The following is a 16,126-nucleotide window of genomic DNA, read 5'->3' as shown; positions in this document are numbered from 1 at the left end:
GATCACCGGCGCAGCCGGTGCCATCCACCGCGCCACCTGCCTTGCGCCTATTCCACCGCCTCGGCCACGCCCTGGTCCTCACCCAGGAACCCGCCGCTCTGGTGCTGCCACAAACGTGCGTACGTCCCGTTCTTCGCCAGCAACTGCGCATGGGTACCTTGCTCGATGATGCGCCCTTCATCCATGACGATCAGCCGGTCCATGGCCGCGATCGTCGACAATCGGTGGGCGATGGCGATGACGGTCTTGCCCTGCATCATTTCGTCCAGGCTTTCCTGGATCGCCACTTCCACTTCCGAATCCAGCGCGCTGGTGGCCTCGTCCAGCAACAGGATCGGCGCGTTCTTCAGCATCACCCGGGCGATGGCGATACGCTGACGTTGCCCGCCGGACAGCTTGATGCCGCGCTCGCCCACCAGCGTGTCGTAACCGCTGTGGCCCTGGCGGTCGCTGAGTTGGCTGATGAAACCATCGGCCTGCGCATTGACCGCAGCAGCGCGGATCTGCGCCTCGCTCGCATCAGGGCGGCCATAGGCGATGTTGTCGCGAATCGAGCGGTGCAACAGCGAGGTATCCTGGGTGACCATGCCGATGGCGCTGCGCAGGCTGTCCTGGGTAACCAGGGCGATGTTCTGCCCGTCGATGCGGATTTCGCCACTGTCCACGTCATAGAAGCGCAGCAGCAGGTTGATCAGCGTGGATTTGCCGGCACCGGAGCGGCCGACCAGCCCGACCTTCTCGCCAGGCTGGATGTGCAGGCTCAGGTCGTTGAGTACCTGGCGCTCGCCGTTGTAGTTGAAGCTGACCTTGTCGAAGGTCACCGCGCCGCCGCGGGTCACCAGTTCGCCGGCATCCGGCGCGTCCTGCACCTTGGGGCCGCGGGTCAGGGTGGCCATGCCGTCCTGCACGGTGCCGATGTTCTCGAACAGCGAGGTCATCTGCCACATGATCCAGTGCGACATGCCGTTGATGCGCAAGGCCATGGCGGTGATGGCCGCCACCGCGCCGGTGCCGACCTGGCCCTGGTGCCATAGCCACAGGGCATAGCCGCCTGCGCCGAGGATCAGCCCCACCACCAGTGCCTGGTTGACGATCTCGAACTGGCTGACCAGGCGCATCTGGCGAAAGCCGGTGTGCTTGAAGTCCTCCATGGCGGCGCGTGCAAAATGCGCTTCCCGTTTGGAATGCGAGAACAGTTTCACCGTGGTGATGTTGGTGTAGGCGTCCGACACCCGCCCGGTCATCGACGACCGCGCATGGGCCTGCTCCTGCCCGACCTCGCCCAGGCGCGGCACGAAATACAGCATGGCCAGCCCGAACAGCAGCACCCAGGCAATGAACGGCAGCATCAGCTTCAGGGCAAAGCCACCGGCCAGGGCGATAATCGCAATGAAATACACGCCGATGCCAGGCAGGATCTCGATGACGGTAAACAGCACTTCACGCACCGCCAGCGCCGTCTGCATCACCTTGGTGGTGACCCGGCCGGAGAACTCGTCGGAAAAGAACGACAGGCTCTGGCGCAGCATCAGCCGGTGGAAATCCCAGCGCAGGCGCAACGGCAAATTGATCGCCAGTACCTGGTGCTGGACCATCGTGCGCAGTGCCACCAGCCCGACGCTGGTCACCAGGACGATGCCGATCCCCCACAGTACGTGGCTTTCCTGGGGGCTTGCGGCATCACCGGCCTGCCAGGCCGCAAGCAGGTCGACCACCTGGCCGAGGAAGGCGAACAGCCAGGCTTCGTAGACTGACACCGCGGCGCTGAGCAAGGCCAGTGCCAGAATGTAGCCGCGCGCGCCGCGGGTGCAGGCCCACATGAAGCGCAGCAGGCCCACCGGTGGCGGTGGTACCTCGTCGGGGGGGAAGGGGTCGAGCCATCGTTCAAAAATACGCAGCATGCTTGTCTCCGGAAATCAGCTTTGCCCTGGCCGCTAACCATACAGAACACGCAGCGCTCCGTGGGTTCTAGTTGCCAGCGCGGCTCGTTGTGGCGCGGAGCCGGCGAGCCTGCAAGCTGACAGAGCCAGCCTATCAGCCCCTAACAGTCACTCTATTAGATCTCTGCCCAGGCTCGGCTAGTCTTTTCTCTGGCTTCGCCAATTGCGCGAGCGGGCGCTGTGTCAGCACTTGTGTGCAAGACCGCCGGCGCTTGCCGTGGCAGTTTCGCAGGCCCTCGTACAGACCTGATGAGGGGTAGCACGGGCGCACGCGCTCGGCTGAAAGAACACCTGGCACAGACCGGAAATCTGGATAAACGACCCGAAGGTACACGCAGATGTCGAACGCATCGAAATGCCCGTTCCATCAAACCGCAGGTGGCGGCACCACCAACCGTGACTGGTGGCCTGACCAGCTCAATCTGAGGATTCTCCACCAGCATTCCTCCAAGTCCGACCCGATGGACCCGGGCTTCGATTATGCCAAGGCGTTCAAGAGCCTCGACTTCCAGGCCCTGAAGCAAGACCTGACCGCCCTGATGACCGATTCCCAGGACTGGTGGCCAGCCGACTTCGGCCATTACGGGCCGCTGTTCATCCGCATGGCCTGGCACAGCGCCGGTACCTACCGCATCGGCGATGGCCGCGGCGGTGCCGGCTCTGGCCAGCAGCGCTTCGCCCCGCTCAACAGCTGGCCGGACAACGTCAGCCTGGACAAGGCCCGGCGCCTGCTGTGGCCGATCAAGCAGAAGTACGGCAACAAGATCTCCTGGGCTGACCTGATCGTGCTCACCGGCAACGTCGCCCTCGAATCCATGGGCTTCAAGACCTTCGGCTTTTCCGGCGGCCGTGCCGATGTGTGGGAGCCGGACGAAGACGTGTACTGGGGGTCGGAAAAGGTCTGGCTGGGCGGCGACCTGCGTTACGGCAAGGAGCAGGTCAAGGCCCAGCCGCCGGGCCAGGGTGACCTGGTCGCCGAGCCAGCGAAGCACCCGGAGGAGCAAAGCCGCGCGCTGAGTGGCGAACGCAACCTGGAAAACCCGTTGGCCGCGGTGCAGATGGGCCTGATCTATGTAAACCCGGAAGGTCCGGACGGTAACCCCGACCCGGTCGCCTCGGGCCGCGATATCCGCGAAACCTTCGGCCGCATGGCCATGAACGATGAAGAGACCGTGGCCCTGATCGCCGGCGGGCATGCCTTCGGCAAGACCCACGGCGCCGGGCCTGCCGACAATGTCGGGGCCGAGCCGGAAGCGGCCGGCCTGGAGCTGCAAGGCCTGGGTTGGGCCAACCGCTTCGGTACGGGTAAAGGCGCAGACACCATCACCAGCGGCCTGGAGGTTACCTGGACCTCCACCCCCACCCGCTGGAGCAACGAATACCTCAACAACCTGTTCAACTTCGACTGGGAACTGACCAAGAGCCCGGCAGGGGCGCACCAGTGGCGGCCAAAAGAGGGCAAGGGGGCAGGCACCGTGCCAGATGCGCACGACCCGGCCAAGCGCCACGCGCCGTCGATGCTTACCTCGGACCTGGCGCTGCGTTTCGACCCGATCTACGAGCCGATCGCGCGCCGCTTCAAGGATAACCCCGAGCAGCTGGCGGACGCTTTTGCCCGCGCCTGGTACAAGCTGATTCACCGCGACATGGGGCCGCTGGCGCGCTACCTGGGCCCGGAAATGCCCAACGAGGAGCTGCTGTGGCAAGACCCGCTTCCCAAAGTCGACCACCCACTGGTGGGCGAGCAGGACATTGCTGCACTCAAGGCCAAGGTGCTGGCGGCGGGCCTGAGCGTTGGCGAGCTGGTGGCCACCGCGTGGGCGGCGGCGTCGACCTTCCGCGGCTCGGACAAGCGTGGCGGGGCCAACGGTGGTCGCCTGCGCCTGGCACCGCAGAAGGACTGGCCGGCGAACCAGGGCACCGACAAGGTGCTGGCGGCGTTGGAGAAGATCCAGGCCGAGTTCAATGCCGGTGGCAAGAAAATTTCCCTGGCCGACCTGATCGTCCTCGCCGGCGCTGCTGCAGTGGAAAAGGCTGCCAGGGATGCCGGGCACGACGTCAGCGTGGCCTTCCGCCCGGGGCGTACCGATGCCTCGCAGGCGCAGACCGACGTCGAGTCGTTCGCTGTGCTGGAACCGCTGGCCGATGGCTTCCGTAACTTCACCAAGGCCCGCTACAGCGTCAAGGCTGAAAAGCTGCTGCTGGACAAGGCCCAACTGCTGACCCTTACCGCCCCGGAGTTGACCGTACTGATCGGCGGCCTGCGTGTGCTTGGCGCCAACCATGGCGGCAACCAGCAGGGTGTGTTCACCGACAAGGTCGGCACCCTGAGCAACGACTTCTTCCGCAACCTGCTGGACATGGGCGTGGAATGGAAGGCGACCTCGGCCGACAACGAGGCTTTCGAAGGCCGTGACCGCAAGACCGGGCAGCTGAAGTGGAGCGCCAGCCGGGTCGACCTGGTGTTTGGCTCGCATGCCCAGTTGCGGGCGCTGAGCGAGGTGTATGGCAGCAGTGATGGCGGCGACAAGTTCGTCCGCGACTTCGTGGCCGCCTGGGAGAAGGTCATGGAGCTGGACCGCTTCGACTTGCAGTAACGGTGTTGCGGCGGAGGGCGCCTGGCGCCCTCTACCGCGTCGGGGCTGGACCATTGCGATGTTCCTGTGCAAGCTGATGCACGACAGTGATTGCACAGAGAAGGTGAGCGTCAGTGAACCCCGAAACCCTGCTGGCAGGCTTGCCAGGCTACGCCCTGACGCCTGAGTCGATTCAGGTATTGGCCGATGCCAAGGCCTATCATGCTTGCCTGCTCGAGCAGATCCGCACCGCGACCCGACGCATCGTCATCGTTGCGTTATACCTGCAGCAAGACGAGGCAGGCCAGGAGGTGCTGGATGCCTTGTACCAGGCCAAGGCCGCACGGCCAGGCCTGGATATCACCATCGTGGTCGACTGGTTCCGTGCCCGGCGCGGCTTGCTGGGAGCGGGCCGCCAGCCGGGTAATGCCGCCTGGTATCAGGCCCAGCGCCAGCAACACGGGCTGGATATCGTGATCCATGGCGTGCCGGTGCAAACCCGCGAGCTGTTCGGGGTGCTGCACCTGAAGGGCAGTATCATCGACGACTGCGTGATCTACACCGGCGCCAGCCTGAACAACGTCTACCTGCACCGCTTCGACCGCTACCGCCTGGACCGTTACCACCTGTTCCACGCACCAGCGCTGGCCGACGCCATGGTCGACCTGGTCCGGCGCTTGCTGCACCACACCGCTACGCCACGCCTGGACCTGCCGGCGCCGCCTGCCACCCGCAGCCTGCGCGGTGATATCCGGCGCTTGCGTGCGCGCCTGCGGCGCATGAAGTACGAGGCGCCGGCCGACGGGGCGGGGCAAGGCCTGCGGGTCATTCCGCTGCTCGGCGTAGGCCGTGGCAACCCGCTGAACCGGGCGCTGTGCGCCTTGCTGGCGGCGGCGCGTACCCAGGTCATCATCAGCACGCCGTATTTCAACCCGCCACGGGTATTGATGCGTGAGCTCGATGCTGCGCTGGCGCGGGGCGTGCGGGTGGAGCTGATTGTCGGCGACCGTACGGCCAACGACTTCTATATCGCACCCGGCGAACCGTTCAGCGCCAGTGGTGCCTTGCCGTACCTGTATGAAGACAACCTGCGCACGTTTGCCCGGCGCCGGCAGGCCGCGATTGCCAGTGGCCAGTTGCAGGTGCGGATCTGGAATGACCCCGGGCATACCTTCCATGCCAAGGGGGTGTGGGTCGACCAACGCTATTCGATGCTGACCGGCAACAACCTGAACCCACGCGGTTTCAACCTGGACCTGGAGAACGGCCTGCTGATCGATGACCCGCATGGCCAATGGCTGGCGCCTCGGGAGGCCGAGTTGAGCGAGCTGCGCCGGCATGCGCCGCAGATCGACCCGGCGCAGGCGCTGGGGGCCAAGGCCGAGCATCCCAAGCAAGTACGCAAGTTGCTGCGCCGGCTACGCTTCAGCCGGTTGGAGCCGTTGATCAAACGGGTACTTTGAGGCTCGTTCGAATCTGCAGGGCTGCAGAGGTTGGTCGCCCGGTCGTCGGCCGGATCGATCGGTGCCAATCGCTGGCAGTCCATTCTCTGGAGTCCGGCAAAAGGCGCCCACTGAATGGATGCAACCTTCGGCAGTAATTCGTCACGCAGTCAGGTGGTTCGGCAGTTGACGCTGGTCTTTTCCAGCCTGCTGTTGCTGATATTGCTACTGGGCCTGGTTTCCTTGTACCGCATCGCCGAGTCACTTGACGCGCGCGAGCGAACCCAGAGCCGTTTTCACGCCGAGTCGGCACTCACTCAATTGCACAAGAGCGAACGCAACTACCTGGTTTCATATGCCGTGTGGCAGGCCGCCTACGAGCACCTGGCGGGCCGTGTGGACCGGCACTGGGCCTACGACGAGGATAACCTGGGCGAGACGCTCTACAGCACCGACGGCTATGAAGGCGTGTTCGTCCTGGATGATGACGGCACCCCCTACGCGATGCTCGAAGGGCGCCTCAGCGAACAGGGCTTCGAAGACTTCAGCGGCAGCCGCGCCCAGGTTCTGCAACGGGCTCGGCAGGCGATGACGCAGGAGGACCAGGCTGCCTCCGGCTACCTGGTGTTCAACGGCCAACCGGCGCTGTTCACCGCAGCCGTCATCCGCCCGCCGTCGGCGCGGCCCTCCCTGCCGAATGCTGGCGCAGTACTGGTCTTCGTGCGGTTACTCAAGCCGAAGGTGCTCGGGCAACTGGGCCGCTCTGCGGGGCTGTCAGGCTTTGCCGTCGTGGCCGCGCCTCAGCTGCAGGCAGACCAGGGGCGTTTGCCGCTGGAGGACAGTGGCTATGCGCTGACCTGGCAGATCGAACAGCCCGGGACCGACCTGCTCGAGACGGTATTGTTGCCCCTGGCCCTGGCATTGCTGATCATCGCCCTGGTCATGGCCCTGTGCGCTCGCTACGCCATGCGCGCCAGTACCAGCATGGACCGCAGCCACTACGCGCTGGCCGCCTCGAAAGCCGCCCTGCAAGCCAGTGAAGCGCGCTTCAAGGCGGTGGCCGAAGCCGCCTCGGACTGGATCTGGGAAACCGATGCGCAGCAGCACCTGACCTATCTCTCACCGCGTTTCACCGAACTCACCGGGCATCCCCTGGAGCGCTGGCTGCAACGCCCCATCAGCGATCTGTTCGACTGCGCTACCGGGCAGGTCGAAACCTGGCTGCACGGCCTGGCGGGCAGCGAGTCGACGGGCAGCCTGCGTTGCCAGTACCGCGATCACCACGAGCAACGGCGAGAGTGCCGGGTTGCCGCCAAGGCCATTATCGATCACAAGGTTTGCCAGGGTTTCCGCGGCACCTGCACGGACATCACCGACGAAGTGGCGGCCCATGCGCAGGTCCAGCACCTGTCGTTACACGATGCGCTCACCGGCCTGCCCAATCGCAACAAACTGTTCCGCTTCCTCGAGGATGCCGGGGTAGGGGAGCTGGCCTTGCTGATGCTCGACCTGGACAATTTCAAGCCGATCAATGACAGCCTCGGCCACCCGGCCGGGGACGCCGTGCTGATCGAAGTGGCGCGTCGGCTAGGGCAGGTGACCCGCGACACCGACCTGGTGGCACGCCTGGGCGGTGACGAGTTCGTCATCGTCCTGGCCCGGCCGGGCAAACATGATGACATGGACCGCTTCTGCGCGCGGGTCATCGAAAACCTCAAGCGCCCGATCAGCCTCGAACAACACAAGGTACAGGTTGGGGTCAGCCTCGGGGTGGTGTTGTCCGCAGAGTATTCCGGTTCGCCCAGCGACCTGATCCGTTATGCCGATGTGGCCTTGTACAGCGCAAAACAGGCTGGCAAGCATACCTGGCGGTACTTCTCGGCACAGTTGAACTCGGCATTGCTGGAAAAGCGCGAGCTGGAGCGTGAACTGCGCGAAGGCATCGCCCGGGGTGAACTGCGCTTGCATTTCCAGCCGCGCTACAAGGTGGACGGGGTGACGGTGGCCTCTGCCGAGGCGCTGGTGCGTTGGCAACACCCGCGGCTCGGCTTGCTGCGGCCTGACCGCTTCATTGCCCTGGCCGAGGAGTCCGACCTGATCGTGCAACTGGGCAACTGGGTACTCCAGGAGGCATGCACCCTGGCGCGTGGCTGGCCGCTGGAGATCCTGGTCTCGGTCAACATGTCGCCGGCGCAGTTCAGCCGCAGCGACGTGGTGCGCGACGTGGCTGAAGCACTACGGCACACGGGCCTGCCTGCCCATCGCCTGGAGCTGGAGATTACCGAGAACGTCATGCTCAATGACGTAGAGGGTGCCCTGCAGACCATGAACGCATTGAAGGAGTTGGGGGTGCGCCTGAACATGGACGACTTCGGCACGGGCTATTCTTCCCTGGGCTATCTGCGCACCTACCCGTTCGACAGCATCAAGATCGACAAGCGTTTCGTCCAGTCGCTGGGCACCAGCAGCAGTGATCGCAGCGTGGTGCAGGCTATCATCAACCTGGGCAACGCGATGGGCATGACGGTCACCGCCGAGGGCGTGGAGACCGCAGAACAGCTGGCCTTGCTTTGCGACGACCAGTGCCATGAGGTGCAGGGCTACCTGCTTAGCCGGCCGGTGGAAAACCGGGCGTTGATGCAACTGATGGGTGCCGACGAAGGGGTAGATCGTGGAGTGTCCTGACGGCCACGTGCGCATGACCTGGAGTGCAGGTCAGCGTCGGTCAGTGTGATATATCCGTGCCATCATCTTTGTCGTACACTCCGGCCACCGAGTTCACAAGGAGTGTGCACCATGCGTCCTGCCATCCGCCTGGCCCTGGTCTTGGCTGTGTTGCAGGTGCCGCTGGCCGTTGCCAGTGACGCACCAGGCGACCCGTTGCTGGACACGCCAACACGCAGCGATGCAGGCACCGGGCAGAACGCCCGTGGCGTGTTGCGCGCCCGCGATCACGCGGTGCTGGCCAGTGAACTGGCCGGGCGCATCGTCGAGATGCCCTATGCCGAAGGCGAAGACTTCAAGAAGGGCAGCCCCCTGGCGCGTTTCGATTGCGCTGCTTACCAGGCCCAGCTCAACGCCGCCCAGGCGGCAGTACGCGCTTCCCGCGAAGAACTCGAGCACAATCGGCAACTGGCCGCCCTCAAGTCGGTCGGCCGGTACGAGGTTTCCCTGGCCGAGGCCAGGCAGGCCCAAGCCCAGGCCGAAGCGCAGGTGTACCAGGTGCAGGTCAGGCGTTGCGTGGTCAATGCACCGTTCGATGGCCGTGTGGTGCAACGCCGTGCCCAGCCACACGAAAGCGTACCCAGCGGGGCGCCGCTGCTGGAAGTGGTGGACAACCGCTCGCTGGAGATCCAGCTGCTGGTGCCATCGAACTGGCTGGCACGTCTCAAACCCGGCCAACCCTTCCAGTTCACCCCGGATGAAACCGGCCGACCGCTGCAGGCGCAGGTCAAGCGCGTGGGCGCGCGGATCGATGAAGGCAGCCAGACCCTGCTGCTGATCGGCGAGCTGCCGCGAGACGCCCAAGGGCTGTTGGCGGGCATGAGCGGTACGGCCATTTTCCCGGCACAACCATGACGGCCGCCGCCAACGGCATGGCTGAGCATGCCTTCGCCCGGTTTCTGGGGTTGGAACGGCAGGCTCGCCAAGCTGCCAGCAGCGAGCAGTTGGCCTATGCCATGGTCAACGATGGCCAGGCGCTGTTCGGCTTTCGTCATGCCGCGCTGTTGATCGAAGGCAAGGTCCAGGCCCTGACCGGTATCAGCGTGGTGGAGAGCAATGCGCCGTTCGTGGCCTTTGTCGAGCGCGCCGCCAGGCAGTTGCAGGCCGCCGGTGCTGCTGATGCCGCCGCAGCGGTCAACCCGGCGATACTCGATGCGCAGGTGCGCGACGACTGGCAGGCTTTGTCTGCTGCGCAGGCCTTCTGGCTGCCATTGCACAACCGTGAAGGGCAAACCTTCGGCGGCCTGTGGCTGGCACGCGATAACCCGTTCAACGCTGCCGAGCAGGCCCTGCTGGTGCACCTGGCAGAAACCTATGGCCATGCCTGGCAGGCCTTGCGCCCGGCGCGCCCCTGGCGCCTGCGCTGGCCACGGCGGCGCCTGCTGGCGCTTGTGGCGGTGGCCGTGGTGGTGCTGTGCATACCGGTACGTCAGGCGGTGCTGGCGCCCGCCGAGGTGGTGCCGCGCGGTGGCCAGGTGGTAGCCGCGCCGCTGGACGGCGTGATTGCCGAGTTCCGGGTCAAACCCAACCAGACGGTGACCGCCGGTGAACTGCTGGTGCGTTTCGATGACACCTCGCTCAAGGCGCAGGCGGATGTTGCCGAGCGTACCTTGGGGGTTGCCGAGGCCGAACTCAAAGCCAGCACTCAGCGCGCCTTCTCCGATGCGGATTCCAGTGCGCGCCTCGACCTGCTGGCTGCACGGGTGGAGCAGAAGCGCGCCGAACTCGACTACGCCCGCCAGTTGCTGGCGCGCAGCGAAGTGCGCGCCGAGCGGGATGGCATTGCCGTGTTCGCCGATGCCCAGCGCTGGACCGGCAAGCCGGTGCAGACCGGCGAGCGCTTGCTGCAACTGGCCGATCCCGCCAAGGCCGAGCTGCGCATGGAGTTGCCGGTGGGCGACGCCATCGCCCTGCAACCAGGGGCCGAGGTGGCGCTGTTCCTGGACAGCGATCCGTTGCACCGGCACCCCGCGCAGCTCGAGCGTGCCGCCTACGAAGCCCAGGCTACGGCTGCCGGGCAGTTGGCCTATCGGCTGGATGCGGCGTTCGTCGAGGCGCCGCCACGCATCGGCCTGCGTGGCACCGCCAAGCTGTATGGCGAGCGTGCGCCACTGGCCTATTACCTGCTGCGCCGCCCGCTGGCGGCCGTGCGCCAAGGGCTGGGCTGGTGATGCTGCCGGCCCTGCGAGCCGACCTGCAACTGTCGCCAGCGGCCCCGGCGCTGGACGGTTCAGCGCAATGGACCCTGGCCGACCCGCTGCGCGGTCGTTACTTCAAGCTCGGCGCAGCCGCGGTGCGCTTGTTGCACCACTGGGGCCTGGGCGATCCGCAGCAGGTACTGGCGGCGGCCAATGCCGAACCAGGCGCGCGACTGCAAGCCGACGAACTGGAGACACTGCGAGGGTTCCTTGCTCAACATGACCTGCTGAGCGCGCAGGATGCCGAGCAGCGTCAAAGCTACGCCAGCAAAGCCGCGGCCACCCGGCAGAGCATCTGGAAGAAGGCGCTGCACCAGTACTTGTTCTTCCGTATCCCGTTGTGGCGTCCGGACGCGTTCCTCAATCGCACTTGGCCGCTGCTCGAACGCCATGCCGGCTGGCTGTTGCGCTTTGGTCTGCCCGCGTTGCTGGTACTCGGCCTATTCCTGATGGCCCGCGACTGGTCGCGTTTCATCGCTACCTTCCCGCACCTGTTCAGCCTGGGCGGCATGCTCGTCTTCGGCCTGGCCCTGGCCTTTGCCAAGCTTTGCCACGAGTTCGGCCATGCCTATATGGCCAAGCGGGCCGGCTGCAGGGTGCAGAGCATGGGGGTGGCCTTCATGGTGATGCTGCCGATGTTCTATACCGACGTCAGTGATGCCTGGCGGGTCAGTGATCGGCGCTCGCGGCTGCTGATCGATGCCGGGGGCATCTTCGCCGAACTGGTCCTGGCGGTGCTGGCCCTGCTGGCCTGGTCGCTGCTGCCCGATGGGCCGCTGCGCACGGCAGCGTTCATGCTCGCCAGCGCCACCTGGATCACTACCTTGCTGGTCAACCTCAACCCGTTCATGCGGTTCGACGGTTATTTCCTGGTCAGTGACCTGTGGGGCGTCGAGAACCTGCAGCAACGCGCCTTCGCCCTGTGCCGCTGGCGCCTGCGCGAGGCGCTGTTCGGCTACGGCGACGCAAAACCCGAGCCTTGGCCCGAAGGCATGCACAAGCGCCTGCTGGTGTGGGGTTATGGTGCCTGGTTGTGGCGTGCAGTGCTGTTCTTCGGTATCGCCCTGGCGGTGTACCACCTGTTTTTCAAGCTGCTGGGCATTTTCCTGATGCTGGTCGAACTGGCGTGGTTCATCGGCCTGCCAGTGTGCAAGGAGCTGCAGCAGTGGTGGCAGCGGCGCGGCCAGGCCCAGCCGCACAAGGCCTTGCGCAGTGGCCTTGGGTTGTTGCTGCTGCTGGCGCTGCTGGTCGTGCCTTGGCGCGGTGCGGTGGAAGTGCCGGCAATGCTCGAAGCGTCCCGCGTGAGTGCCTTGCACGCCCCGCTGGCGGCGCGCTTGAAGCGTTTGCTGGTGGAGGATGGCCAGCAGGTCAGCCAGGGCCAATTGCTGCTGGAGCTGGAGTCGCCCGACCTGGATTCGCGCCAGGCGATCGTTCGCCGTGAAATTCAGATTCTCCAGTTGCTGCTGCGCCGGCAGTCCGGGCGCAGTGCCACCGCCGGCGACGCTGGCGTGCTCGAACAACAACTGGCCGAGGCGGTGGCGGAGTTCCGCGGCCTGGCCGCGCAGCGCCAACGGCTACTGCTGCGCGCCCCGTACGACGGGGTGGTGCGCGACCTGCCGACCGGGCTGGCGGCTGGGCAATGGCTGAATACCGCCCAACCCCTGGGGCGTATCGTCGAGCCTGGGGTGCGCTTGCGTGGTTACCTGGCCGAGGCCGAGTTGTGGCGAGTGGCGGCGGGCATCGAAGGCCGTTTCATTGCCGATGACCCATTGCGTGCCGCAGTGCCAGTGCGCCTGGAACAGGTCGATGCCACCGGGGCGACTTACCTGGAACTGGAAGCCTTGGCCTCTGATCGCCACGGCCCGATTGCCGTGCGCCGCGACAGCCAGCAGCGTGCGGAACCGCTGCACGCGCAGTACGGCGTATGGCTCAGCCCAATGACAGCAACCGCCGAGGTTGCTCAGCCGCTGCGCGGCGTGGTGGTGCTCGACGGTGCCCGCGAGTCGTTGCTGGAAGCAGCCTGGCGTCGGTTGGCCGCGCTGGGCGTGCGTGAGAGTGGTTTCTAGAACTGTTCAGTTGAAGGAGTGCCCATGCCCGAACTGCTTTTGCCACGCTGCGCTCGCCTCGACCTGGCCATCGACCTGCCGGCAGTGCTGACGGCATTGCAACGGGTAGCCAGCGATGCCTGGCAGCCTCACTTCAACAGCGGCTACCACCAGGGTGACTGGAGCGGCGTGGCCCTGGTGGCCGCCGAAGATGCCGTTGTGCCGCTTGCTCCCGGCCAGGGCGCTGCGCTGCGGTTGGCCTGGTGGCAGGAAGAAGCGGCCTGGCAGGCCCTGCTCGCGCCGTTTGCCAGCTCGCTGCGCGCTGCCCGTCTGCTGCGCCTGGGGGCGGGCGCGCGCATCCATGAACACCGTGACCCGGACCTGGGCCGGCCAGGCGGTTGCCTGCGCTTGCATGTGCCGTTGCTCAGCCCGGCTGGCGTGGAATTTCTGGTCGATGGCCTGCAAGTCCCCATGCGTCCAGGCGAGTGCTGGTTCATCGACCTGTCACGACCCCACCGGGTCGACAACCCAGGGCCAGGTGAGCGCATTCACCTGGTGCTCGATTGCCTGCCTGACCCGTGGCTGTTGAGCCTGATCGAAACTGGCCGTGCACAGACCCCAGGCTTGTGCCTGGGCCGGGCGGGGCAGGCGTTCGAAGATTTTCGCCAGCAGGTGGCGCAAGACCCGGCCCTGGCCGCTCGCCTGAAGGCCCATCAGCAAACCCAGGCCTTCGTGGCCGAGGCCATCAGCCTGGGCGCAAGCCTGGGGCTGGCATTTTCCGAGGCCGAAGTGCTCAGCGCCATGCGCCGGGGCCGGCAAGCATGGAGCGAGCAATGGCGAGCCTGATCAACACGGCTGATTTCCACGGTTGGCTGCCCATCCGCCTGTGGCGCAGGGACGGCGACTGGCGGGTGGACTGGTGCTGGTTCGCAGAGCGTCACCTGAGCAAGCCGTTTTTCCGCGACGAGGTCGACTTGGCCCTGCGCCTGCCGTTCAACCAGGCGCTGCGCCGTGACAGTGATATCCAGGCGCTGCTTGACTGGCACGCACGCAGCCCGGGCCTGGCACCGTCGGCGTTGCTGTTCCATGCCTCGCGTTGTGGCTCGACCCTGGTCGCGCAGTTGTTGGCCAGCCAGGCGCACAACATAGTGCTGTCCGAGCCACCCCCACTGGACAGCCTGTTACGCGCGCCGCTGCAGGATGCCGCTGCCGCAGCCTGGCAGGGCGCGGCGCTGCAGGCGCTATTGTCCGCCTACGGCCAGCGCCGTCAGGGCGATGAGCGCCAGTTGCTGGTCAAGCTCGATGCCTGGAACGTGTTCGAGGCTCCCGTGCTGGCGGCGTTGTACCCCCAGGTGCCACGGCTGTTCCTGTACCGCGACCCGCTGGAGATTGTCGCCTCGCAGTTGCGTCAGGCGGGCATGCAACGGGTCCCGGGCCTGCTCGGGCCGTCGGCTTTCGATGTGCTGTTGCCGCAGGCCGGGGCCATGGGCGTGGTGGAGTACACCTGCAGGATGGTCGGCGAAATCCTCAACGCAGGGCTGGCGTTGTGCCGGCAGCATGGCGGTATTGCGGTCAACTACAACGAATTACCCGATGCGACCTGGGGCCGGCTTGGCCCGCTGCTAGGGCTGGCACCCGGCGTTGAACAAGCCTTGCGCGAGGTGGCAGCCTTCGATGCCAAGCAACCGGCGATGACCTTCAGCGCCGACAGCCAGCGCAAACGCCAGGAAGCCAGCGAAGCGGTGCGCGAGGGTGTGCGCCAATGGGCCATGGAACCGTACAACGCCCTGGAAGCCCTGCGCTTGAGCCAGGCGCAGGCGCTGGCGGGGTGAGCCCTCGAACAACTGTTTGATAAAAGTGCATGGCGAGCCTGAGGTAGTGGTGGCGATTTGCCGCGGTGTTCGGCTACGCTGTTTCCGATATGCAGGGCAATCCACAGGATGTGCGCCCCTTACCAAGGGGCTGACTATTGCAAGGACGCGACACCATGGCCAGCTCCGAAGTGCACCTGCGCCCCATCACCGACGCCGACCAGGCGTTCTTGCGTACCCTCTACGGCACCACCCGGGCTGACGAAGTGGCCATGCTGCCGTGGGACCAGGCTGCCATCGAGGCGTTTCTCGACCAGCAGTTCCAGGCCCAGCACGCCCATTATCAGATGCACTTTGCCGACGCCGATTTCTCCATTATCGAAATCGCCGGTGAAGCGATCGGCCGCGCCTACCTGCTGTGGGCCGACAGCCATCTGCAAATCATCGATACAGCCTTGATGCCCGCCTGGCGAGGCCGGGGCATCGGCAGTGGGCTGATCCGGCACTGGTTGGCCCAGGCCGATCGACAAGGCCTCGGCGTCGGCCTGCACGTGACCTTGCACAATCCGGCGCTGCGCCTGTACCAGCGCCACGGTTTCGAAGTGGTTGGCGACAACGGCCTGTACCTGCAGATGCGCCGGCCGGCGCGCGCAGTTTTTCACGTCGACAGGCCTGCCTGACGATGCGCGTCATATTCCGCGGGGCTGTGTGGCCCGCTCTATAGCGTAGTGATAGGAGATCGGAAAATGAGTGAGCCATTCCTCGGTGAGATCAGGATGTTCGCAGGCAATTTCGCGCCGCGTGGCTGGGCACAGTGCCAAGGGCAGCTGTTGAGCATCTCGCAGAACAGCGCATTGTTCGCCATCCTCGGCACCACTTACGGCGGCAATGGCCAGACCACGTTCGGCCTGCCTGACCTGCGCGGCCGCATGCCCGTTGGCGTGGGTACCGGGCCGGGGTTGCCGACCGTGGACCAGGGTGAAATGGCCGGGGTCAACCAGGTCAGCCTGCTGCCGCAGAACCTGCCGCCCATCACCGTGGCGATCCCTGCCAGCAAAGCCAGTGTCGCCATCCCGGCGGTGGTCACCGATGCCAACCTCGGTGAGCCCACCACCGCCAGCGTGCTGGCCACACCTTACGACACCACCGGTTCGGGAGCGGCAGCGAGCATCTACTCCGATGCTGCCGCCAGCACCACCCTGAAGCCGTTCGATGCCAACATTCCGGCAGCGAACGTGGTGGCGGGCGGCAGCTCGATACCTGTTCCGGTACAAGCGCCTTACCTGGGCATGAACTTCATCATTGCCCTGGAAGGCATCTTCCCGACCCGCAACTGAACCAGGGCGGGGTGGCATCGCGGGGCTGTTTGCTGCCCTGCGATGCCTGGGGG

General features: G+C 65.7%; 11 protein-coding genes. 10 read left to right on the top strand and 1 reads right to left on the bottom strand.

What is annotated here, in order from left to right; genetic code table 11:
• Window positions 1-47: 47 nt before the first annotated feature.
• Window positions 48-1,901: an ABC transporter ATP-binding protein gene (locus tag HG549_RS15140; RefSeq protein WP_170030316.1), complete on the bottom strand. Its 1,854-nt coding sequence runs from the start codon at window positions 1,899-1,901 to the stop codon at window positions 48-50.
• A gap of 377 nt (window positions 1,902-2,278) precedes the next feature.
• On the opposite strand from HG549_RS15140, the gene katG reads away from it, so the two are divergent.
• From katG to HG549_RS15090, 10 genes are all read left to right on the top strand, one after another.
• Window positions 2,279-4,537: a catalase/peroxidase HPI gene (katG, locus tag HG549_RS15135; RefSeq protein ID WP_170030315.1), complete on the top strand. Its 2,259-nt coding sequence runs from the start codon at window positions 2,279-2,281 to the stop codon at window positions 4,535-4,537.
• 113 nt (window positions 4,538-4,650) lie between these two features.
• The gene (gene pssA, locus HG549_RS15130) at window positions 4,651-5,979 is read left to right on the top strand and encodes a CDP-diacylglycerol--serine O-phosphatidyltransferase (protein ID WP_170030314.1); all 1,329 of its coding nucleotides are present in this window, start codon (window positions 4,651-4,653) and stop codon (window positions 5,977-5,979) included.
• A 114-nt stretch (window positions 5,980-6,093) separates the two neighbouring features.
• Entirely contained in the window at window positions 6,094-8,643 is a 2,550-nt protein-coding gene (locus HG549_RS15125) for an EAL domain-containing protein (protein ID WP_170030313.1), read from the top strand.
• A 111-nt stretch (window positions 8,644-8,754) separates the two neighbouring features.
• Window positions 8,755-9,537 (top strand): efflux RND transporter periplasmic adaptor subunit, encoded by a 783-nt coding sequence (locus tag HG549_RS15120; RefSeq protein WP_170030312.1) that lies wholly within the window; start codon window positions 8,755-8,757, stop codon window positions 9,535-9,537.
• The gene (locus HG549_RS15115; RefSeq protein ID WP_170030311.1) at window positions 9,534-10,853 is read left to right on the top strand and encodes an efflux RND transporter periplasmic adaptor subunit; all 1,320 of its coding nucleotides are present in this window, start codon (window positions 9,534-9,536) and stop codon (window positions 10,851-10,853) included. Before HG549_RS15120 ends, HG549_RS15115 begins: the two co-directional genes overlap by 4 nt.
• Entirely contained in the window at window positions 10,850-12,946 is a 2,097-nt protein-coding gene (locus HG549_RS15110) for a biotin/lipoyl-binding protein (RefSeq protein ID WP_170030310.1), read from the top strand. Before HG549_RS15115 ends, HG549_RS15110 begins: the two co-directional genes overlap by 4 nt.
• Window positions 12,947-12,970: 24 nt before the next feature.
• A complete protein-coding gene (locus HG549_RS15105; RefSeq protein ID WP_170030309.1) occupies window positions 12,971-13,771 on the top strand; it encodes an aspartyl/asparaginyl beta-hydroxylase domain-containing protein in 801 nt (266 codons plus the stop codon).
• Window positions 13,759-14,757 (top strand): sulfotransferase family protein, encoded by a 999-nt coding sequence (locus tag HG549_RS15100; RefSeq protein WP_170030308.1) that lies wholly within the window; start codon window positions 13,759-13,761, stop codon window positions 14,755-14,757. The genes HG549_RS15105 and HG549_RS15100 overlap by 13 nt, the downstream gene beginning before the upstream one ends.
• A 155-nt stretch (window positions 14,758-14,912) precedes the next feature.
• Complete coding sequence (locus tag HG549_RS15095; protein ID WP_170030307.1) at window positions 14,913-15,416, top strand: GNAT family N-acetyltransferase; 504 nt, start codon at window positions 14,913-14,915, stop codon at window positions 15,414-15,416.
• A gap of 66 nt (window positions 15,417-15,482) precedes the next feature.
• Complete coding sequence (locus HG549_RS15090; protein WP_170030306.1) at window positions 15,483-16,073, top strand: phage tail protein; 591 nt, start codon at window positions 15,483-15,485, stop codon at window positions 16,071-16,073.
• Window positions 16,074-16,126: the final 53 nt, after the last annotated feature.

Source organism: Pseudomonas sp. SK (assembly GCF_012975065.1).
GTDB classification, from domain to species: Bacteria; Pseudomonadota; Gammaproteobacteria; order Pseudomonadales; family Pseudomonadaceae; genus Aquipseudomonas; species Aquipseudomonas anuradhapurensis.
Note: the sequence above shows the minus strand (reverse complement) of the source record. Positions and strands in the feature narration are given on the sequence as shown.

Bases quoted from the DNA above. Each gene is read 5' to 3' on its own strand.
- HG549_RS15095 (WP_170030307.1), top strand. From the start codon at position 14,913: ATGGCCAGCTCCGAAGTGCACCTGCGCCCCATCACCGACGCCGACCAG.
- HG549_RS15115 (WP_170030311.1), top strand. From the start codon at position 9,534: ATGACGGCCGCCGCCAACGGCATGGCTGAGCATGCCTTCGCCCGGTTT.
- HG549_RS15105 (WP_170030309.1), top strand. From the start codon at position 12,971: ATGCCCGAACTGCTTTTGCCACGCTGCGCTCGCCTCGACCTGGCCATC.
- katG (WP_170030315.1), top strand. From the start codon at position 2,279: ATGTCGAACGCATCGAAATGCCCGTTCCATCAAACCGCAGGTGGCGGC.
- HG549_RS15100 (WP_170030308.1), top strand. From the start codon at position 13,759: ATGGCGAGCCTGATCAACACGGCTGATTTCCACGGTTGGCTGCCCATC.
- HG549_RS15120 (WP_170030312.1), top strand. From the start codon at position 8,755: ATGCGTCCTGCCATCCGCCTGGCCCTGGTCTTGGCTGTGTTGCAGGTG.
- HG549_RS15125 (WP_170030313.1), top strand. From the start codon at position 6,094: ATGGATGCAACCTTCGGCAGTAATTCGTCACGCAGTCAGGTGGTTCGG.
- HG549_RS15140 (WP_170030316.1), bottom strand. From the start codon at position 1,901: ATGCTGCGTATTTTTGAACGATGGCTCGACCCCTTCCCCCCCGACGAG.
- HG549_RS15090 (WP_170030306.1), top strand. From the start codon at position 15,483: ATGAGTGAGCCATTCCTCGGTGAGATCAGGATGTTCGCAGGCAATTTC.